Raw genomic sequence first — 19,061 nt, 5'->3', positions numbered from 1 at the left:
GATTCTGCCGGACGGCCCCCTGCAGGGTCCCACCGCGAGCTTGCGAGCGGAGGCGGGCAGGGGTTCTTTCACTAGGCTGGCCCGGTGCGGAACGAGCCCCCCGAGGAGGTCGGCCTGGACTTCCCGCGGGAGTGGGTGGAGTTCCCCGACCCCGCCGATCCCGAGCACCTGGTCCGGGCGGACCTGACATGGCTGACGTCGGCCTGGACGTGCGTCTTCGGGCGTGGCTGCGCCGGCGTCGTCGAGGCGCGTCCGGACGACGGGTGCTGCAGCCACGGGGCCTTCTTCACCGACGAGGACGACCTGCACCGGGTCACCGCGGCGGTCGCCGACCTGACCGACGAGGACTGGCAGCTGGCCCCGGTGGGGCGCGCGGCCTGGACGGAGGAGGATCGGGCAGATGACGGGGTGGCCCCCGACGAGCCCGACGCCGTCCGGTCGCTGCGCACGCGGGTCGTCGACGGCGCCTGCGTCTTCCTCAACCGGCCGGGCTTCGCCGGCGGCAGCGGCTGCGCGCTGCACCGGATGGCGGTGCGCACCGGGCTGCACCCGCTCACCGCCAAGCCCGACGTCTGCTGGCAGCTCCCGGTGCGGCGCGAACAAGAGCACGAGGAGCGCCCCGACGGCAGCCGCGTGCTGGTCTCGAGCATCGGGGAGTTCGACCGGCGCGGCTGGGGCCCCGGAGGCGCCGACCTGCACTGGTGGTGCACCGGATCGCCGACGGCGCACGTCTCGCCCGAGCCCCTGGTGCTCACCTACGCCGCGGAGCTGACCGCGCTGCTGGGCGCCGCGGCGTACGCAGAGCTACGCCGGCTGACCGAGGCCCGCCTCGACCAGGGTCTGGTCGCGCCCCATCCCGCCAGTCCCCCGCTGCCCGGCCGGCCGGTGCCCGTCGAGCTGCACCGGCGCCGCCCCGGCGGGTGAGGTCCCGGCAGGCTGCGCTCCCCCGGCGGCCCGGAAGGTCTGCCGGTAGGTGCGGGGGGAGACGCCCCGCCGGCGGGTGAACTGCTCGCGCAGACCGGCCGCCGTCCCGAAGCCCACCAAGCGGGCGACCTCCTCGATCGATGCGTCGCTGCTCTCGAGCAGCTCCTCGGCCGCGGCCAGGCGCTGGGCGAGCAGCCAGGCGTGCGGCGTCGTGCCGGTGGTGGCCTTGAAACGGCGGGCGAAGCTGCGCGGGCTCATCAGGGCCCGCCGGGCCAGGTCGTCGACGCTGATGTCCTCGGCGAGGTGACCGGCGGCCCAGTCGAGGGCGACGCCCAGCAGGTCGTCCCGGCAGGCCGGTACGGGTGCGTCGATGAACTGCGCCTGCCCGCCGTCGCGGTGCGGGGGCACGACCATCTCCCGGGCCAGGGCGTTGGCTGCCGCGGCGCCCCACTCCCGCCGGAGGAGGTGCAGCAGCGCGTCGACGCCGGCCGCGGTGCCCGCGCCGGTGATGATCGGGCCGTTGTCGACGTAGAGGACCGACGGGTCGACGTCCAGCTCCGGATAGCGCGCAGCGAGCTCGCCGGCGTACTTCCAGTGCGTCGTCACCCGCTTGCCGTCGAGCAGCCCGGCGGCGGCGAGCACGAAGGCTCCGGTGCAGTGGCTGACCAGGATCGCCCCGCGCGCGGCGGCCGCCCGGAGGGCGCCGAGCAGCGCCTCGGACGGGAGCTCGTGGAACACCTCCCAGGCGGTGATCAGCACGATGTCCGAGCGATCGAGCCGGTCCAGCCCGTGCTCCACGGTGATCGGGATGCCGGTGTCGGTGCGCAGGACGCCCGGCCGCTCGGTGACCAGGGCGAAGTCGAAGGCCGGCAGCCCGATCGACCGGCGGTCGTAGCCGAAGACCTCGGCAGCCACCCCGAGGCCGAAGCTCCCGACCAGCCCGTCGGCGACCACGATGCTGACGACGACGGGGTCGGGCGCGACGGTCATGCCGGAACTATGGCAGAAATGCTGCGCTGCTGGTCACTCCTGCCACTCGTCTGCGCGATCCCGCGGACGCAGGCTGCAGCCATGCTGCTGATCACCTGCCCCGTCACCCGGTCCGAGGAGCTGGTCGCCGACCGGCGGATCCGGTCGGTCGTCAACCACCCGACCCACATCGCCCTGCACGTGGCGTGCCCCGCCTGCGCAGGCGTCCACGTCTACCGCACCGGGCGCAGCTGGGAGGCTGCGCGCGCGGCGCGCACGCAGCCGGCCGTTCCGGAGGCGCGGGAGCTCACCCGCGCCTAGGATCGAACACATGAGCGAGTCGAACTCCCCCGAGCAGACCACCGAGAAGAATCCCGACGACTGGGTCACCGGCGACGAGCCGGCCACGGGGGCGCAGAAGAGCTACCTGGAGACCCTGGCACGTGGCACGGACGAGGAGGTTTCCGAGGACATCTCGAAGGCCGACGCGTCGAAGAAGATCGACGACCTCAAGAACGACGGCTGAGAAAGGGCCCCGTCCCACTCACCGCTCGCAGGCCCAGGGCGGGACCCGGAACGGGGCCTAAGCCTCCAGCTTGTAGCCCAGACCCCGCACCGTCAGCAGGTACTTCGGGTTCGCGGGGTCGGGCTCGAGCTTGGCGCGCAGCCGCTTGACGTGGACGTCGAGGGTCTTCGTGTCGCCCACGTAGTCGGAACCCCACACCCGGTCGATCAACTGTGCCCGGGTGAGCACCCGGCCCGCATTGCGCAGCAGGAACTCCAGGAGATCGAACTCCTTGAGCGGAAGCGCCACCTGAGCGCCGTCGACGGCGACGATGTGCCGCTCGACGTCCATCCGGACCGGCCCGGCTGCCAGCACGCCGCCGTCGTCCGGGGCTGCGTCGGCCACCTCGCCACGCCGGCGCAGGACCGCGCGGATGCGGGCGACGAGTTCGCGCGCCGAGTACGGCTTGGTGACGTAGTCGTCGGCGCCGAGCTCCAGCCCGACCACCTTGTCGATCTCGGCCTCCTTGGCCGTGAGCATGATGATCGGTACGTTGCCGCGGGACCGCAGTGCCCGGCAGACCTCGGTGCCCGGCAGGCCGGGGAGCATGAGGTCGAGCAGCACGATGTCGGCCCCGCCGCGGTCGTACTCCGCCAGGGCGTCGTGCCCGGTCGCGGCCACGACGGTGTCGAACCCCTCCCGCCGCAGCATGTAGGACAGCGCATCGGAGAAGGACTCCTCGTCCTCCACGACCAGCACACGAGTCATGAGCGCTCGATCTCCACTTTCTCCTGGGGGACGGCGGACGGATCGGCCACCGGCTGTCCGCCGGTCCCGGCGAGCGGGATGCGGAGGGTGAACGTCGACCCCAGCCCCTCCTCGCTCCAGACGGCCACCGAACCGCCGTGGTTGCTTGCGACGTGCTTGACGATGGCCAGCCCCAGCCCGGTGCCGCCGGTGCTGCTGGCCCGCGACTGGTCCACCCGGTAGAACCGCTCGAAGACCCGGTGCCGGTCGGCGCGCGGGATGCCGATGCCGCTGTCGGTGACGGCGATCTCGGCGAAGCCGGAGCGCGCGCGGGCACCCACGGCCACCCGGCTGCTCCCGGTGCTGTAGGCCACCGCGTTGGCCAGCAGGTTGGTGACGGCGGTGACCAGCTGGCTCTCCACCCCGCGCACGACCAGTCCGTGCTGGCCACCCAGCACGATCTCCAGCTGCTTGGCGCGGGCCGCCGTGCGCGTCCGGTCGACCGCCTCGCCGAGCACCCGGTCCACCTCCACGGGCACCAGCTCGGGCAGCGGCTCCCCACCCTGCAGCCGGGAGAGGTCGATCAGCTCGCGGACCAACCGGGCCAGCCGGTCGGCCTCGACCGCGATCCGCCCGGCGAACCGCTGCACCGCCTCCGGATCGTCGGCCGCGCCCTCGATGGCCTCGGCGAGGAGGGTGAGCGCACCGACCGGCGTCTTCAGCTCGTGGCCGACGTTGGCGACGAAGTCCCGGCGCACCGCCTCCACCCGCCGGGCCTCGGTGATGTCCTGCAGGACGAGCGCCACCGGACCGGGCGGCCGGACCGTGCCGCTCTCCAGCCGGACGGCGTGGACCCCGACCAGCCGGGGACCGGCGCCGACCAGGTCGCCGGGGAGGCGGATGTCGCCGCGCCGGCTACCGCCGGTCCGCGACGCGCGTGCCAGGGCCAGCAGGTCGGGGACGAGCAGCCGGGTGCCGCGCACGATGCCCAGCGCCCGTGCCGCCGGGTTGGCCAGGATGACCGCGTCGTCGACGCCGACCACCACGATCGCCGGATCCATCAGGTCCACCAGCCGCCGCGCCAGCGCAGCCTCGGGCGGCCCGGCGACGACCCCGTCGGGGGCCTCCCCGAACATGGAGCGGAAGCGGATGATGACAGTGGCGACCACCACCCCACCCAGGAGGAGGCCGACCACCAGGGCGACCAGTGGACTCACGGCTCAGATGCTAGGTCCGCAGGCCACCCTGAACAGCTATCGGCGAGAGGTTCACCGCCCGTACGGGGCAGTGTTCACCGTCGGGTGGGCCGACGTTCACCTCGTGGCGACCGGCCCGGTCCCCGACGGGCCTACTGTCGACCTGGATCACGACGAGAGGACGACCGTGCGGGACAGCTACCGCGAGGAGCTCGACGACATCAACGACTGCCTGGTGGCCATGGCCAACTCGGTGGGGTCGGCGATGAGCACTGCGACGACGGCCCTCCTCGACGCCGACGTCTCCCTGGCCGACCTGGTGATCGCCGGGGACGAGGAGATCGACGCCACCCGGGAGAGCATCGAGCAGCGCTGCTTCACCGTGCTGGCCCGCCAGCAGCCGGTCGCCGGCGACCTGCGCGTCATCACCACCGCGATGCGGATCGTCAGCGACCTCGAGCGCATGGGGGACCTGGCCGAGCACATCGCCAAGGTGGCGCGGATGCGGTTCCCGGACCACGCCGTACCCCAGGACGTCCGCCCGGCCTTCCTGGAGGCCGGGCAGGTCGCCGAGCTGCTGATCACGAAAGCCGCCACGGTCATCGCCAAGCGGGACCTGGACGCGGCACGGGAGCTCGAGACCGACGACGACGCCATGGACAAGTTGCACCGCGGGCTGTTCCGGCAGCTGCTGAGCGACGACTGGCCGCACGGCATCGAGACCGCCATCGACGTCACCCTGCTCGGCCGCTACTACGAGCGCTTCGCCGACCACGCGGTCAGCGTCGCCCGGCGGGTGGTCTACCTGGTCACCGGCGAGCGCTACCCCGCCTGATGTCGCCCTCCGGGCTCCAACCGCCTCCAGGTGCCGTCCCCCGGTCGGCTGAGCCGCTCGAGTGGTAGAGGGACGCCGCGTCACCCGATGGTGAGCCGTGCCGTGGCACGGCTCACCATCAGCCCCGGTGTGACTGCCGCCGGGGTCGCGCCGCAGGCTCCGGCTCCCCACCGGACCGTGTGACTACTTCTTCCCCTGGTTCTTGACCGCCTCGATGGCAGCTGCGGCGGCGTCGGGGTCGAGGTACTGCCCGCCCGGCGTCACCGGTCGCAGGTCGGCGTCCAGGTCGTAGCGCAGCGGGATACCCGTGGGGATGTTCAGCCCCACGACCTCGTCCTCACCCATGCCGTCGAGGTGCTTGACCAGGGCGCGGAGGCTGTTGCCGTGCGCGGCGACGAGCACCGTCCGCCCCTGCCGCAGGTCGGGGACGATCGCGTCGTACCAGTACGGCAGCATCCGGACGACCACGTCCTTGAGGCACTCGGTCGTCGGGCGGGCCTCCGGCGGCAGGAACGAGTAGCGCGCGTCGCCGTCCTGGGAGAACTCGCTGCCGGGCTCGATCGGCGGCGGCGGGGTGTCGTAGGACCGGCGCCAGGTCATGAACTGCTCCTCGCCGTACTCGGCGAGCGTGGCGGCCTTGTCCTTGCCCTGCAGCGCGCCGTAGTGCCGCTCGTTGAGCCGCCACGAGCGCAGCACCGGGATCCACTGCCGGTCGGCCTCGTGCAGCGCCAGCTCGGCGGTCATGATCGCCCGGCGCAGCAGCGAGGTGTGCGAGACGTCGGGCAGCAGCCCGTGCTCGGCCATCAGCCGGCCGCCGCGGGCGGCCTCCTCGCGCCCCTTCTCCGTGAGCGGGACGTCCACCCAGCCGGTGAAGAGGTTGGCCATGTTCCACTCGCTCTCGCCGTGGCGGAGCAGCACCAGGGTTCCCGGGGAGGTCGTCACGGCGATCATCCTGCCCGACGGCACCCTCGCGGGCAGCGCCGCCCGTCGGCCGGTGCCCACGGGCCCGGCTCCGTGCTCCCATGGGTCACCCGGGGACGGAGGACGCCTCGCGGCGTCGGCCGGGCAGCCACGCCAGCACCACGCCGGCCGCGACGAGGGTGGCGGCCGCGGTGCCGATCGCCGTCGTGTGCATGGCCGAGACGAACGCCTCCCGCGCCGGCTGCACCACGTCGGCGGCCATCCGGACCTCCTCGGGCGTCCCGTCGGCCTCCACCTGCCGCACCGCCTCCAGCGTCGCGACGATCGACTGGCTGGCCTCGCCCCGGGCCCCGGCGGGCAGCCCGTCGACCCCCGCACCCAGGTAGGCCGCGTAGGTGCCGGCGAGCAGGGAGCCGAGGATCGCGACGCCGAGCGCCCCGCCCACCTGGCGCACCGAGTTGTTCACCGCCGCGCCCGCACCCGCCTTCTCCCGCGGGACGACGGACATGATCGATTCGGTCGCCGGCGCCATCACCATGCCCATGCCCACGCCCTGGACCGACAGCACCGCGAGCAGCAGCCACACCGGCGAGGTGAGGTCGAGCAACTGCACGCCCAGGAAGGACAGGGTGATCAGCAAGAAGCCGGTCGCGCAGACGGCCTTGGCCCCGAACCGCTCGGCCAGGCCGGAGCTCCGGGGCGCCGTGAACGCCATGCCGAGGGCGACGGGGATCAGCGCCGCGCCGCTCTGCAGCGGCGAGTAGTGGCGGACGCCCTGCAGGTAGAAGACCAGGTAGAACGTGGCGCCGAGAAGGGCGAAGAAGTTCAACCCGAGCGCGCCCGCGGCCGCGGAGAACGCCGGATTGCGGAACAGCGAGACGTCGAGAGCCGGATGGGCCGACCGGCGCTGCAGCCAGACGAACAGGGCCAGCAGGACGACGCCGCCCAGCAGGGGCACGAGTACGCCGGGCGTCGTCCACCCGGCGCCGCTGCCGCCGTGGATGATCCCGTAGACGAGGCCGGCGAGGGCGACGATCGACAGCAGCACGCCGGGCAGGTCCAGCCGCCCCGGGTGAGGGTCCTTCGAGTCCGGTACGAAGGCCAGCACGGCAACGATGCCGAGCAACGCCACGGGGACGCCGACGAGGAAGACCGCGCCCCACCAGAAGTGCTCCAGGACCGCGCCCCCGGCCAGCGGGCCGCCCGCCACCGCGATCCCCGCCGTCCCCGCCCAGACGCCGATGGCCCGCCCGCGCTCGCGGGGCGGGAAGACGTTGGTGATGACCGCGAGCGTCGTCGGCTGGACCGCCGCGCCACCGATGCCCATCACCGCCCGCCAGGCGATGAGCTCCAGGGGGCTGTCGCTCAACGCGGCGAACACCGACCCGACGGCGAAGATGCCCAGCCCGATCAGCAGCACCCGCCGGCGGCCGATCCGGTCACCGACGACGCCCCAGGAGAACAGCAGCCCGGCGAAGACCAGGATGTAGGCGTCCACCACCCACTGCAGCTCGCCCTGGCTGGCCCCGAGCTCCCGTTGCAACGTCGGGATGGCGACGTTGAGGATCGTGTTCCCCATGATCACCACGAGCAGGCAGACCGTCATGGTGGCCAGCACCCACCAGCGGCGGGCGTAGCCGGGGGGCAGCTCGTCGCCGGGCGGCACCGCGCCCGGCCGGGACTTGTCGGTCGCCGTCACGCCCTGGGGTTGGGATCGGTGCCGGGGCGGCGGGTGGGGTCGGCGAAGGCGGCGAAGGCCTCCAGGTTGCGCAGGGACTCCCCCCGCTTGACCCGCCAGTCCCACTCGCGGCGGATCGACGTCCCGAACCCGATCTCGAGCATGGTGTTGAAGTGGTCGTCGGCGTAGGTGAGCACCGCACCGAGGATCCGGTCGAGCTCCTCGGGGGTGACGGCGGCGTGCGGCAGCCGACCGGTCAGGTAGACGTCGCCGACGCCGTCGACGGAGTAGGCGACGCCGTACATGCGGGCGTTGTGCTGCAGCAGGTAGGTCCACAGCTGCTCGCGGTTCTCGTCCGGCTGGCGGCAGACGAAGGCCTCCACGCGCAGCGAGTGCTCACCGACGATCAACCCGCACACCGTCTTGAGCTTCTTGGTGCCCGGCAGGTCCACCACCCAGGTGCCCGGCCGCGGGTGCTCGTGCACCAGCTCGCTGTCGCGCAGCGTCTGCTCGATGACCGCGTCGAGCTCCGCCGTCGCCCTGGCCCCGTCCGGTCGGCTCATCGGGCCACCGAGATCCCGGGGAGAGCACGCAGCGGGCCTCCCCGGCGCTCGCGGGCCGGCCGAGGCGGTGCGGCCGCCATCTCCCCCGCGGCGGCGACGTAGGCATCGACCAGGGCGTCGGCGGTCCGGTCCCAGGAGAACCGGGCGGCGTGCCGGCGTGCGCCGGCGGCGAGCAGTTCCCGACGGGCGAGGACGGCACGCACCGCGGCCGCGTAGTCCGCCGGGCCGTGACCGTCCACCAGGACGCCGGAGACGCCGTCGCGCACCGCCGTCGGCAGCCCGCCCACGGCCGCCGCCACCACGGGGGTCCCGCAGGCCTGCGACTCGAGCGCGACCAGTCCGAAGGACTCGTTGTGGCTGGGCACCACGGTGACGTCGGCGGCCCGGTAGAAGTCGGCCAGCCGGTCGGGCGGCTGCGGCGGGTGGAACCGGACGAGCTCGGCGATGCCCAGGGTGGCCGCCAGCTGCTCGAGCTGACGGGGCGCGTCCAGACCGGTGCCGCTGGGGGCGCCGACGACGTGCACCTGCAAGCGAGCGCGCAACGCCGGATCGTCGGCGACCATCCGCGCAGCGGTCCCCAGCAGGACGTCGGGCGCCTTGAGCGGCTGGATCCGTCCGACGAACAGCAGGACGACGGCGTCGTCGGGCACCCCGACCGCGCGACGGGCCGCGCCCCGGCTGCCGGGGGTGAACCGGTCCAGGTCGACACCGGGCGGGACGACGAGCGTGCGGGCCGGGTCGGCGCCGTAGAGGCGCACCAGCTGGCGCGCCTCCTCGTCGGTGTTGGCGATCAGCCGGTCGGCCTCCGCGACCACCTGCTCCTCGCCGATCACGCGGGACCGGGGCTCGGGGCGGTCACCGGCGGCCAGCGCCTCGTTCTTGACCTTCGCGAGGGTGTGCGCGGTGTGCACCAGCGGCACGCTCCACCGGTCGCGGGCGAGGTACCCCACCTGGCCGGAGAGCCAGTAGTGCGAATGGACGACGTCGTAGTAACCGGGCTCGTGCTGGGCCTCCTCGCGCAGCACCGCGGCGGTGAAGGCGCACAGCTGCGCGGGCAGCTCCTCCTTGCCCAGGCCCTCGAACGGGCCGGCGCTGACGTGTCGGACGGTGACCCCCGGGCTCATCTCGACCACCGGCGGCAGATCGCTGGAGGTCGCGCGGGTGAAGACGTCGACGGCGATGCCACGGGCGGCCAGCCGGCGGGAGACCTCGACGACGTAGACGTTCATGCCCCCGGCGTCACCGGCCCCGGGCTGGTCCAGCGGGCTGGTGTGCACCGAGAGCGTGGCCACCCGGGAGGGCAGCCCGGAGCTCGGGAAGCGACGAGCGGGCACGTGAACCTCCGCTCTGCGCTGCACTGGCTGGGTGCGGACCGGCACCCCCGTCTGGTCATCATCCTGCAACAGCGCGAGGCTGGCCCGCATGCCCGACCCTGCCCAGACCGGCTCCCGCCCGTTGCCCGGTGCCGGTCGCACCGCCGTCGTCACGGGGGCCTCGAGCGGGATCGGCGCCGCCACGGCGGCCCGCCTCGCGGCCGAGGGCTTCGACGTCGTGATCGGCGCGCGGCGCTCGACCGTCTCGAGGATCTCGCCGGGTCCATCGGTGGCCGACCCCGAGCACGACTTCGTCGGGCTGCACGTCATGTACCTGGACCTGCGCACCGGCTGACCGCGCGGTCGCGCCGAGTGGGGCCCGGAGGGTCCCGGGCAAGCGCGACTCAGCGGCTCAGGGCAATGGGGGGACGGCAGCTGGAGGCGGTGTCGCCCGGTAGGGCGACGGTGTTGTCGGCTCCGGGTCGAGGGTGACGCCGAACTTCTCCTGCACGGTGGCGACGACCTTCTCGGCGAAGGCCAGCAGTTCGGCCGCGGTGGCGCCGTCCTCGGTGGTGAGGGCGAGGCTGTGCCGCGACGACGTCCCGACGCGCCCCTCGCGGGTGCCGCGGCCGAAACCGGCGTGCTGCACCAGCCAGGCGGCGCTGAGCTTGACCCGCCCCTCACCGGCCGGCCAGCTGGGACAGCCCTCGACGGCACGCCCGGCCGGCACGATGGGGTTGGTGAAGAAGGACCCGGCGCTGCGGGAATCGGGGTCGGCCGGGCCCCAGACCATGCCCTTGCCGCGGCGCAGCGCCAGCACGGCCTCGCGGACCGCCGTCAGCGGCGCCGTCCCGCCGACCTCCACGCCCAGCGAGCGCGCCAGCTCGGCGTAACCCACCGGCCGGGACAGCCGCCCCGGGTGCAGCGCGAAGCCCACCTCGAGGACGACGAAGCGGCCGGGTTCGCGCTTGAGCCGGCTGTCGCGGTACGCGAACCCGCATTCGTCGGGCGTCAGGGTGCGCTCGGCCTTCTCCGCGCGGTCGTACACGCGGACGGCGGTGATCGTCTGGGCGACCTCCTGCCCGTACGCGCCGACGTTCTGCACGGGTGTGGCTCCGGTCGAGCCGGGGATGCCCGACAGCGCCTCCATGCCGGCCAGCCGGTTCGCGACCGTGTAGGCGACCAGCTCGTCCCAGTTCTCCCCTGCCTGCACGGTCAGCTCGGCGTCGCCGTGCCGCTCGATGCCGCGACTGCGGACGGCGACCACGTCACCGGGCCAGCCCCCGTCCGGGGCGATCAGGTTGGACCCCCCGCCGAGGAGCAGGAGCGGGCGGCCGGCCTCGTCGGCGTCGCGGACCGCCGCCACCAGCTCCGCGGCGGTCTCCACCTCGATCAGCCGCTCGGCCGGCCCGCCGACGGCGAGGGTGGTGAGCTCCGCGAGCGGGACGTCGGATCGCAGCTGCACGGGTCGACGGTAGCCGGGACTACGCTTCGCCCCGGTGAGCGAGCCTGGCAGCGAGCACAAGCGGCGGGCGTCGCTGTCCCCCCAGCCGCAGCGCAAGGCACCCCGGCTGGCCGCCGGACGGGCCCGGGCGCTGGGCCTGCCCACCCGGGGCACCACGAACGCCAACCGCCTGCGCCGGGTGGACCGCTGGCTGCTGGCCACCCAGGTGCCGCGGCTGCGGGACGCCGCGCGCCCGCTGGTCGTCGACCTCGGCTACGGCTCCTCGGCGGTGACCACGCTGGAGCTGGTGGGCCGCCTGGGCCCGGAGGTGAACGGGCTCGAGGTGGTCGGGCTCGAGATCGACCCCGAGCGGGTGACGGCGGTCGAGGCCGACCGCGATCCGCCCCGCGTGGACTTCCGGGTGGGCGGTTTCGAGCTGGCCGATCTCCGGCCGGTGCTGGTGCGCGCCTTCAACGTGCTGCGCCAGTACGACGAGGAGTCCGCCGCCCGGGCCTGGGACACCATGCGCGCGGCGCTGGCGCCCGGCGGGCTGATCGTCGAGGGCACCTGCGACGAGTGGGGACGGCGCTCGGCGTGGGTGGCTCTGGACGCGGGCGGCCCGCTCACCCTCACGCTCGCCGCGCGGGTCTCCGACATCGCGACGCCGTCGGACCTGGCCGAGCGCCTGCCGAAGGCGCTGATCCACCACAACGTCCCCGGCCAGCCGGTGCACGAGTTCCTGCGCGCCTTCGACGCCGCGTGGGCCGCCGCGGCCGGGATGAGCGCCTTCGGACCGCGCCAGCGGTGGACCGCGGCGGTGGGATCCCTCGGCGAGCAGGGCTGGCCGCTGGTCGGGTCGAGCCGACGGTGGCGGCACGGGGAGGTCACGGTGCGCTGGTCGGCGGTCGCGCCGGTGCAGCGATGAGGACGCCGCCCGGGCCGGTACCCGTCGCCGGCGGCACCGCCGAGCTGCTCGCCGACGCCGACCGCGACGGCTCCTGGGTGCTCCTGGTGAACGACACCCCGCAGTCGCACGTCGATCTCGAGGACCCGGCGCACCTGGAGTTCGAGTACGTCCGCCGGATGGGTCACGTGCTCGACCTCGCCGCCGAGCCGGGCATCCCGCTCGACGTCGTCCACCTCGGCGGCGGCGCGCTGACCCTGCCCCGCTACGTGGCCACCACCCGGCCCGGATCACGTCAGCGGGTCGTCGAGATCGACCAGCCGCTCACCGACCTGGTCCGCGACCACCTGCCGCTGCCCCGCAACGCCCGCATCCGGGTACGGGCCGCCGACGCCCGCGAGGCGCTGGAGTCGATGCGCGGGGCGAGCGCGGACGCCGTCGTCACCGACGTCTTCGCCGGCGCCCGCACGCCCGGCCACCTGACGACCGTCGAGTTCGCCGCCGAAGTCGCGCACGTGCTGCGACCGGGCGGTGTCTACGCCGCCAACGTCGCCGACGGCCCGCCGCTGCGCTTCGCCCGTGCGCAGGCCGCCACGTTGCGGACGGCGTTCCGGCACGTCTGCCTGCTCGCGGAGCCGGGCATCCTGCGCGGCCGCCGCTTCGGCAACCTGGTGGCGGTCGCCTCCGACGCCGAGCTGCCGCTGGCCGCGCTCAGCCGCGCATGCGCCCGCGACCCGATGCCCTCGCGGGTCGTCGACGGGGCGGAGCTCGACCGCTTCACCGGCACGGCGCAGCCGGTGCACGATGCCGAGGCAACGCCCTCGCCCGAGCCTCCCGAGGGCGTCTTCAGCCGCTGACCCGGTCGGCGCCGGGCGGCTCGGACGTGTGGGACGCCTGGCTACCAGCTGTTGCCGCGGGGCAGGCCGCGGACGGCGGGGCGCACATCGACCAGGTAGACGGTCGCGGCGATCACCGCGGGCAGGCCCAGCAGCGACATCGGGGTCCTCATCCAGAAGATGATCAGCACGGCCAGTCCGGTGATGGCCGCCCAGCCGGGCTTGGTCAGCTTGCCCGCCGCCACGTACCCGGCGGCGGGCCGGATGAGGGCGTCCGCGAACGCCCAGACGGTCAACGCCTGGGACGCCACGTACAGGATGAACAGCAGCCACCCGTCGAACACGCCCATGGGGCCAGCCTACCCGCGCCGGGCGGCACACCGACCCGCTCGCCGGCCGACTCGCCCGGACGGGGCAGCTGCCCGGACGCGACAGGGCCCCGGAGCGCTGGTCGCAGCTCCGGGGCCCTGGTCGAAGGCTGTGCCGTCAGTTCTTCTTCGCCGGCACAGCGGTGGGGTCCGACCGGCGGGCGGTGCGGGCGCGGGTGACCCGCACCGAGGTCGTCGGGGACTTCTTGGCGGCGGCGCTGTTCTTCTTGGCCGCCGACTTGGCCTTGGGGGCCGGCGCCGGCTGCTCGGCGACCTCGCCCACGGTGGCCTTGGTGGAGTCGGCGGTCTCCCGCACGGTCTCCTCGGCCTTGGCGGCAGCCTTGCCGGCCTTGGCCGCGGTCTTCTGCGCCACCGAGGTGACCTCGTCCGACGCCTCGGAGACGGCTCCGGCAGCGTCCTCGATGGCCTCCTCGAGCGTCTCCTCGACGGTGTCGACGGCCTGCTCGGCGCGCCGCGCGACCCGCCGGAAGCCCGGCTGGCGACGCAGCTCCTCGACGACCTCCGCGCCGCGACCGGCGAGGGTCTCCACGGTGGTGGCCGCCTGGGTGCGGGCGGTCCCGACCAGCCCGGTCACGGTGCTGCGCAGCGTCTCGGGGCGGACGACGGTCGAGAGCTGCTGGGCCGCGGTGCGCGCGGCGCCGGCGGCCTCGGTGGCCCGGGTCCGGGCCTCCTTGACGGCCAGATCGGCCTGCACGGTCGCCTCGCCCGGCAGCGCCTCGGCCTTGGAGCGGAACGAGGCGACGGCGGTGCGGGTCCGCTCGACGGCCAGGTCACCGGCGCCGACGAAGGCCAGCAGAGGGGTGCGGGCCTGCTCGGCGAACGTGCGGCCCTGGGCCACGGCGAACTCGCCGTACTGCTTCACGGTCTGGGTGGGGGTCATGCCGACTCCTTCGGAGTGGGGGGTGGGGGGTGGGGGGAGGTTCAGCTGGCGGCCGGGGGAGCGGTCCGGTGCTCACGGACGTAGGTCTCGTAGAGCTCGAGCAGGACGGCCTTGTGCCGCTCGGACAGTGCGTCGTCGTTGCGGATCGCCGCCACGGTGTCCGGGTTCCCGGTACGCCGCTCGAGGATCCCTGCCTGCTCGTAGAGCGTCTCGGCCGAGATCTTCAGGCCCCGGGCGATCGACGCGAGAATCTCCGCCGACGGCTTGCGGAGGCCCCGCTCCACCTGGGACAGGTAGGGGTTGCTGACGCCGGCCGTGCGGGCCAGCTCGCGCAGCGAGACACGCGCGGCGCTGCGCTGCTCGCGGATGAAGTCGCCCACCGAGGAGCCGACCGACGAGACGCGGGGCGCCTCGGCGACCGACTCCGCCACGCTGCCGGCGACCCGGTCCACCGTTTCCCGGACCGTGGTCACCTGCTCGCGGACGAACTCACCAGGGGTCTGCACGGGTACGACGCTAACCCTGGGTGCTAGCTGTTGCAAGCGGATCGGTTAGCACCCGGGCGTGAACCCCCTCACAGTGCGTAGATGCAGCTCAGAGGTTTAGCGCTGCTGCTTCCCGGACCTCACCCACGACGCCGTCACCGCCGGGCACCCCCGGACGCGCCCACGGAGCAAGCACCTCGGCCGGAACAGCGAGCCGGCGCAGCCCGGCGCTGAGCGCCGGGGTCCGGCCCCGGTCCCCGCCGTCGTCGAGCTTCAGCGCCACGGCCCCGGCGCCCGGGAGCGCCGCCACGTGCACGCCGTCGGCCCCGGCCTTCACCAGCAGCCCGGGCACCGCGCCCATGAGGTCGGTGTCCTCGCGGCCGGTGCCGGCGACGAACCAGGGATGGGCGCGCGCGGCATCGGCGACGGCCCGCTCGCGGGACCCCTCGGGCGCCTCGACCAGGGAGAGGACACCGCGCGCCAGCCCGGTCAGCGACAGCGCGTGCTGCGGCGCGCCGCACCCGTCGACGACGACGGCGCGCACCGGCTCCCCCGCCGCCTCTGCCAGCCGGGTCTCGACCGCCTGCTGGAGGGGGTGCTGCCGGTCCAGGTACCCCGAAGTCGGCCAGCCCGCCGCCACGCAGGCCGACAGCATCGCGGCGTGCTTGCCGGAGCAGTTCATCGCCAGCCGCTCGGCCGCCCGGGCGCCCGCGAGCCAGCTGGCCCGGGTGGCCTCGTGCTGCGGGAGCGCCGCCGGGCAGCCCAGGTCGTCCGGGCCGAGGCCGACGGCCGCGAGCATCCCCGCGACCAGTTCGCGGTGGCCGTCCTCACCGCTGTGCGAGCCGGCACCGATGGCCAGCTCCGCACCCGACCGGGGTTCCCAGCCCGCCGCCAGCATGGCGGTGGCCTGCACCGGCTTGTTCGCCGAGCGCGGCAGCACCGGCCGATCGACGTCGCCCAGGGCGAACTGCACCGCGCCGTCGGCGCCGAGGACCACGAGCGCGCCCCGGTGCACCGACTCCAGGAACCCCGACCGCCAGACCTCGACCAGGACGGGGTTGTCCGGCCATGGTGACGCACTGGAACGGCCCCCTTGCAGGGCCCCACCGCGAGCCTGCGAGTGCTCGAGGGCCCCGTCCCGAGGCTCGCCACGAGCCTGCGAGTGGTGAGGAGGACGGGGTCCTTCTCCCGTCATCGTCCCTCGTCCGCCAGGAGCGCGGCCACGTCGGCCTCGCCGTCGCGGTAGCGCCGGCCGAGCTCCGCGGCCAGCCCGTCCATCACCTGCTGCACGCCCCGCCGCCGCTCCGACAGGCCCTTCTCGGCCTCGGCCAGCGACCGCGCGGCGCTCTCCAGCAGCTCGTCCGACAGCTCGGTGATGGCCGACAGGTCTGCCCCACGGGTCAGTGAGTTCACCCAGGACTCGTACTCCTCCGGGCGCGCGGGCTGCACCGTCTGGTGCCGACCGAGGCCGTGCGCCGGCCCGCGCCCCTTCTCCGCCAGGATCTCCGGCAGCAGGTCGACCAGCGACCGCCCGTCGTGCTCGGCCCGCCGCTGCAGCTCCCGCTTCACGATGTCCAGCCGCCCCTGCAGCAGCCGGCGGGTGTAGGAGAGGTTGACCTCCTCCTGCTCCGCCTCACGACGCAGCCGCCGCACGTCGGCCATGGGCCGCCGCACGGCGTCCTCGAGGAAGGACGGGTCCAGCAGCGCATCGACGGCGGCACCCCCGGCGGGGGACGGCTGGGTACTCACGAAAGTGGCCTCCAGGTGCGGGACGCCCGGCATCCGGGCATCGGCGGTGGTCATCGACGGGCGCTGGGCGGAGCGTAGGTCAGCAGGTCCGGCCTGCCCAGCCGGAGCCGGGTGACCGGCGTGCTCACCCGATCGTCGCAGACCGGACCGCCCGGACCCGGTCGCGCACCGCGGCCTGGGTGTCGTCCGGCCCGGCGGGGGCGTCGTCGGTATCGATCGCGGCCGTCGAGCCCCCCACGGTCAGCGCCGCGTCCGGCGCCACGGACTGCTTGACCAGCGCCAGCGCGACCACACCCAGCTCGTGGTGCCGGACGACGCTGCCCACCCGGCCGACCGTGCGGGTCCCGACCAGGACCGGCTCGCCGGGAGCGGGCAGGTCCTCGCTGACGCCGTCGAGGTGCAGCAGCACCAGCCGCCGCGGCGGACGGCCGAGGTTGTGCACCCGGGCCACGGTCTCCTGACCGCGGTAGCACCCCTTCTCCAGGTGCACGGCGGTGCGCAGCCACTCCAGCTCGTTCGGGATCGTGCGGTGGTCGCTGTCCACGCCGATCCGCGGACGCCGGGCCTCCACGCGCAACGCCTCGTACGCCGAGAAGCCGCTCGGGCTCGCACCCGCCGCCAGCAGGCGGTCGGCGGTGGCCGCGATCCCAGCGCGCGCAACCAGGAGATCGAACACGGCGGCACCGCCGTCCCCGATCGGCGGCATCCGCCGCACCCAACCGCCGTCGGCGGCCGCGACGGCGTAGGGGCTGCCGGGCACCGGCAGGCCGGCGCTCGCGAGCACCCCGGGAGCCTGCGGCCCGGCGAGGGTGAGCACCGCCCAGGTGCCGGTCGACAGCTCAGGCGCCACCCGGAGCATGAAGCGCATCTGCTCGAGGAACGCGTGCAGCGCCGCGCCGGTGCCCGGCTCGACGTCGGCCCACGTGGTGCCGCCCAGTTCGGTCACGACCAGGTGGTGCTCGACGTGGCCGTTCGGGCTGAGCACCAGGGCCTCGCTGCCGGAGCCGTCGCCCAGCCGCTCGAAGTGCTGGCTGGTGATGCTGTGCAACCACGACAGCCGGTCGGCACCAGGCACTGCGAGGACGTCGCGGTCGCTGCGGTCGACCAGACCGGCGCCCTCGGCGAGCGCCCGCTGCTCGCGCAGCGGATCGCCGTAGTGGGCGGCCACGACGCGCACGACGTCCGGCGCGACCTCGACGGGCACCGCCCCCGGACGGGAGAGGAGGGGCGAGGGCGTGGTCATGAGGACTCCGTTCCGGCGCGTTCTCGGCAGGCGCGGCACGTGCCGGAGAGGGCGACGTGACCGACGTCGACGGTGAAACCCAGATCCGCCGCCAGACGTTCCGCCGCCTGGTCGAGGAGGTCCGGCGCCACGGAGGAGATCTGCCCGCAGGACGCGCAGACGACGTGCAGGTGCGGCCGCTCGGCGGCGTGGTAGACCGGCGCGCCGCGGTCCAGGTGGGTGTGCCAGACGAGCCCGAGCCGTTCCAGCAGCTCCAGCGTGCGGTAGACGGTCGAGGTGTCAGGCGCGCTGCCGCCGGGCCCGGCCTCCTCGCGCAGCCGCGCACCGATCGCCTCCGGCGTCGCGTGGGCCAGCGCAGCGACCGCGGCCAGCACCCGGGCCCGCTGCGGTGTCAGCCGGAGACCGCGGGCCCGCAACTGCTCGGCGAGCGGCGCCGCGATGTCGTGGGGGCCCATGGGAGGAGCCTATGCCGGGCGTGCGGCAGGCTGGGCCCGTCAGCGAGCTCGCGAGCTCACCAGGAGCACAGCAGCGCCGCGAACGCGGACGACCAGCTGGGGCACCTCCCGCTTGCGGGGGACAGCGAGGAGGATCCGTGAGCGAGCAGCGCAGCGTGGCCATCTGGCGGGACGGGGCGGCCGTGATCGTCCCTGCCGACCAGCCGGTGGTGACCGCCTTCGACCTCGGTCTGGGGCGCGGCGACGGCGTCTTCGAGTCCGTCGCCGTCGTCGCCGGCCGCACACCGCACCTGGCGGCCCACCTGACCCGGCTCACCCGCTCGGCGGCCCTGCTCGGGCTGCCCGCTCCCGGCGACCAGGCCTGGATGGAGATGGTGGCGGCGGTCCTCGCCGACTGGCCGGCCGCGCTCGAGGGGGTCTGCCGGCTCTTCCTCACCCGCGGGCTGGGGGACGGGACGCCGCCGACCGCGCTCGCGCTGCTCGCCCCCGTCCCCGCCGACACGCTCCGCCAGCGCGCCGAGGGGATCTCGGTGGTCACCCTGGGCCTCGGTGTGCCCGCCGACTTCCGGGCCGGCGCGCCCTGGCTGCTCGGGGGCGCGAAGACCCTCTCGTACGCGGTGAACATGGCGGCCCAGCGGCACGCGCACGACCTCGGCGCCGACGACGTCGTCTTCACCAGCCTGGAGGGGCGCCTGCTGGAGGGCCCGACCTCCACGGTGGTCTGGGCGGCCGGCGGCACGCTGCACACTCCCCCGGTCGAATCCGGGATCCTCCCCGGTACCACGCAGGCACGGCTGTTCGCGCAGGCCGAGGACGACGGCTGGTCGACGTCGGTCACGCCCGGCACGGTCGGCGACCTGCACGCCGCGGACGCCGTCTGGCTGCTCTCCGGGGTGCGCGGTGTGGCCGTCGTGCACACCGTCGACGGCGTCCGCCGCGGGGAGGGTGGCCTGTCCCGACGGGTCCGGGAGCTGCTGGCCCGGTAGCTTTGGGAACCAGGTGAGCCGGGAAGTCTGGTCGGCAGT

23 protein-coding genes are annotated in these 19,061 nt (G+C 74.5%); 8 read left to right on the top strand and 15 right to left on the bottom strand.

Annotated features, from left to right (window positions below):
• Nucleotides 1-84 precede the first annotated feature (84 nt).
• Nucleotides 85-924, top strand: a complete 840-nt coding sequence (locus QOZ86_RS04100) for a DUF3109 family protein (RefSeq protein ID WP_284490676.1) — start codon at nucleotides 85-87, stop codon at nucleotides 922-924.
• Here QOZ86_RS04100 and QOZ86_RS04095 read toward each other — a convergent pair.
• Nucleotides 805-1,914 (bottom strand): GlxA family transcriptional regulator, encoded by a 1,110-nt coding sequence (locus tag QOZ86_RS04095; protein ID WP_284490675.1) that lies wholly within the window; start codon nucleotides 1,912-1,914, stop codon nucleotides 805-807. The genes QOZ86_RS04100 and QOZ86_RS04095 overlap by 120 nt on opposite strands.
• A gap of 81 nt (nucleotides 1,915-1,995) precedes the next feature.
• Between QOZ86_RS04095 and QOZ86_RS04090 the strand changes: the two genes are divergently transcribed.
• Nucleotides 1,996-2,214 (top strand): hypothetical protein, encoded by a 219-nt coding sequence (locus QOZ86_RS04090; RefSeq protein WP_284490674.1) that lies wholly within the window; start codon nucleotides 1,996-1,998, stop codon nucleotides 2,212-2,214.
• 10 nt (nucleotides 2,215-2,224) lie between these two features.
• Nucleotides 2,225-2,419 carry a DUF3072 domain-containing protein gene (locus tag QOZ86_RS04085; RefSeq protein WP_284490673.1) on the top strand — a complete coding sequence of 65 codons (195 nt, stop codon included), beginning with the start codon at nucleotides 2,225-2,227 and terminating at the stop codon, nucleotides 2,417-2,419.
• 57 nt (nucleotides 2,420-2,476) lie between these two features.
• On the opposite strand, the gene QOZ86_RS04080 is transcribed toward QOZ86_RS04085, so the two are convergent.
• Nucleotides 2,477-3,166: a response regulator transcription factor gene (locus tag QOZ86_RS04080; RefSeq protein WP_284490672.1), complete on the bottom strand. Its 690-nt coding sequence runs from the start codon at nucleotides 3,164-3,166 to the stop codon at nucleotides 2,477-2,479.
• A complete protein-coding gene (locus tag QOZ86_RS04075) occupies nucleotides 3,163-4,362 on the bottom strand; it encodes a sensor histidine kinase (protein ID WP_284490671.1) in 1,200 nt (399 codons plus the stop codon). The genes QOZ86_RS04080 and QOZ86_RS04075 overlap by 4 nt, the downstream gene beginning before the upstream one ends.
• Before the next feature lie 103 nt (nucleotides 4,363-4,465).
• On the opposite strand from QOZ86_RS04075, the gene phoU reads away from it, so the two are divergent.
• Nucleotides 4,466-5,176, top strand: coding sequence for a phosphate signaling complex protein PhoU (phoU, locus tag QOZ86_RS04070; RefSeq protein WP_284490670.1), 711 nt, complete (start codon nucleotides 4,466-4,468; stop codon nucleotides 5,174-5,176).
• Nucleotides 5,177-5,359: 183 nt separating this feature from the next.
• On the opposite strand, the gene QOZ86_RS04065 is transcribed toward phoU, so the two are convergent.
• The 4 genes from QOZ86_RS04065 to mshA all read right to left on the bottom strand — a co-directional run bounded on the left by QOZ86_RS04065 (nucleotide 5,360) and on the right by mshA (nucleotide 9,672).
• Nucleotides 5,360-6,127, bottom strand: coding sequence for a phosphoglyceromutase (locus tag QOZ86_RS04065; RefSeq protein WP_284490669.1), 768 nt, complete (start codon nucleotides 6,125-6,127; stop codon nucleotides 5,360-5,362).
• 76 nt (nucleotides 6,128-6,203) lie between these two features.
• The gene (locus QOZ86_RS04060; RefSeq protein ID WP_284490668.1) at nucleotides 6,204-7,796 is read right to left on the bottom strand and encodes an MFS transporter; all 1,593 of its coding nucleotides are present in this window, start codon (nucleotides 7,794-7,796) and stop codon (nucleotides 6,204-6,206) included.
• Complete coding sequence (locus tag QOZ86_RS04055) at nucleotides 7,793-8,338, bottom strand: YbjN domain-containing protein (protein WP_284490667.1); 546 nt, start codon at nucleotides 8,336-8,338, stop codon at nucleotides 7,793-7,795. The genes QOZ86_RS04060 and QOZ86_RS04055 overlap by 4 nt, the downstream gene beginning before the upstream one ends.
• Nucleotides 8,335-9,672 (bottom strand): D-inositol-3-phosphate glycosyltransferase, encoded by a 1,338-nt coding sequence (gene mshA, locus QOZ86_RS04050; RefSeq protein ID WP_284490666.1) that lies wholly within the window; start codon nucleotides 9,670-9,672, stop codon nucleotides 8,335-8,337. The genes QOZ86_RS04055 and mshA overlap by 4 nt, the downstream gene beginning before the upstream one ends.
• A gap of 88 nt (nucleotides 9,673-9,760) precedes the next feature.
• Between mshA and QOZ86_RS21135 the strand changes: the two genes are divergently transcribed.
• Nucleotides 9,761-10,006: an SDR family NAD(P)-dependent oxidoreductase gene (locus QOZ86_RS21135; RefSeq protein ID WP_431521196.1), complete on the top strand. Its 246-nt coding sequence runs from the start codon at nucleotides 9,761-9,763 to the stop codon at nucleotides 10,004-10,006.
• 57 nt (nucleotides 10,007-10,063) lie between these two features.
• On the opposite strand, the gene QOZ86_RS04040 is transcribed toward QOZ86_RS21135, so the two are convergent.
• Entirely contained in the window at nucleotides 10,064-11,116 is a 1,053-nt protein-coding gene (locus QOZ86_RS04040; RefSeq protein ID WP_284490665.1) for a UDP-N-acetylmuramate dehydrogenase, read from the bottom strand.
• Between the two features lie 34 nt (nucleotides 11,117-11,150).
• Here QOZ86_RS04040 and QOZ86_RS04035 point away from each other — a divergent pair, with 34 nt between their 5' ends.
• On the top strand, nucleotides 11,151-12,020 hold the full coding sequence (locus tag QOZ86_RS04035; protein WP_284490664.1) for a class I SAM-dependent methyltransferase: 870 nt from the start codon (nucleotides 11,151-11,153) through the stop codon (nucleotides 12,018-12,020).
• Nucleotides 12,017-12,856: a spermidine synthase gene (locus QOZ86_RS04030; protein WP_284490663.1), complete on the top strand. Its 840-nt coding sequence runs from the start codon at nucleotides 12,017-12,019 to the stop codon at nucleotides 12,854-12,856. The genes QOZ86_RS04035 and QOZ86_RS04030 overlap by 4 nt, the downstream gene beginning before the upstream one ends.
• A 41-nt stretch (nucleotides 12,857-12,897) precedes the next feature.
• On the opposite strand, the gene QOZ86_RS04025 is transcribed toward QOZ86_RS04030, so the two are convergent.
• The 7 genes from QOZ86_RS04025 to QOZ86_RS03995 form a co-directional block, all read right to left on the bottom strand.
• The gene (locus QOZ86_RS04025) at nucleotides 12,898-13,185 is read right to left on the bottom strand and encodes a DUF2516 family protein (protein WP_284490662.1); all 288 of its coding nucleotides are present in this window, start codon (nucleotides 13,183-13,185) and stop codon (nucleotides 12,898-12,900) included.
• A 136-nt stretch (nucleotides 13,186-13,321) separates the two neighbouring features.
• Complete coding sequence (locus tag QOZ86_RS04020) at nucleotides 13,322-14,104, bottom strand: hypothetical protein (protein WP_284490661.1); 783 nt, start codon at nucleotides 14,102-14,104, stop codon at nucleotides 13,322-13,324.
• Nucleotides 14,105-14,145: 41 nt separating this feature from the next.
• Nucleotides 14,146-14,610 carry a helix-turn-helix domain-containing protein gene (locus QOZ86_RS04015; RefSeq protein WP_284490660.1) on the bottom strand — a complete coding sequence of 155 codons (465 nt, stop codon included), beginning with the start codon at nucleotides 14,608-14,610 and terminating at the stop codon, nucleotides 14,146-14,148.
• 88 nt (nucleotides 14,611-14,698) lie between these two features.
• Nucleotides 14,699-15,640, bottom strand: coding sequence for an asparaginase (locus tag QOZ86_RS04010; protein ID WP_284490759.1), 942 nt, complete (start codon nucleotides 15,638-15,640; stop codon nucleotides 14,699-14,701).
• A 140-nt stretch (nucleotides 15,641-15,780) separates the two neighbouring features.
• Nucleotides 15,781-16,392 (bottom strand): RsiG family protein, encoded by a 612-nt coding sequence (locus QOZ86_RS04005; RefSeq protein WP_284490659.1) that lies wholly within the window; start codon nucleotides 16,390-16,392, stop codon nucleotides 15,781-15,783.
• A 70-nt stretch (nucleotides 16,393-16,462) separates the two neighbouring features.
• A complete protein-coding gene (ygfZ, locus tag QOZ86_RS04000; RefSeq protein WP_284490658.1) occupies nucleotides 16,463-17,581 on the bottom strand; it encodes a CAF17-like 4Fe-4S cluster assembly/insertion protein YgfZ in 1,119 nt (372 codons plus the stop codon).
• Entirely contained in the window at nucleotides 17,578-18,036 is a 459-nt protein-coding gene (locus QOZ86_RS03995; protein WP_284490657.1) for a Fur family transcriptional regulator, read from the bottom strand. Before QOZ86_RS03995 ends, ygfZ begins: the two co-directional genes overlap by 4 nt.
• Nucleotides 18,037-18,173: 137 nt before the next feature.
• On the opposite strand from QOZ86_RS03995, the gene QOZ86_RS03990 reads away from it, so the two are divergent.
• On the top strand, nucleotides 18,174-19,022 hold the full coding sequence (locus tag QOZ86_RS03990) for an aminotransferase class IV (RefSeq protein ID WP_284490656.1): 849 nt from the start codon (nucleotides 18,174-18,176) through the stop codon (nucleotides 19,020-19,022).
• Nucleotides 19,023-19,061: the final 39 nt, after the last annotated feature.

Origin of the sequence: Blastococcus capsensis (assembly GCF_030165005.1) — a bacterium.
In the GTDB taxonomy this organism is placed as follows: domain Bacteria; phylum Actinomycetota; class Actinomycetes; order Mycobacteriales; family Geodermatophilaceae; genus Blastococcus; species Blastococcus capsensis.
The sequence above is the reverse complement of the archived record's forward strand: the minus strand, read 5'-3'. Positions and strand labels throughout refer to the sequence as shown.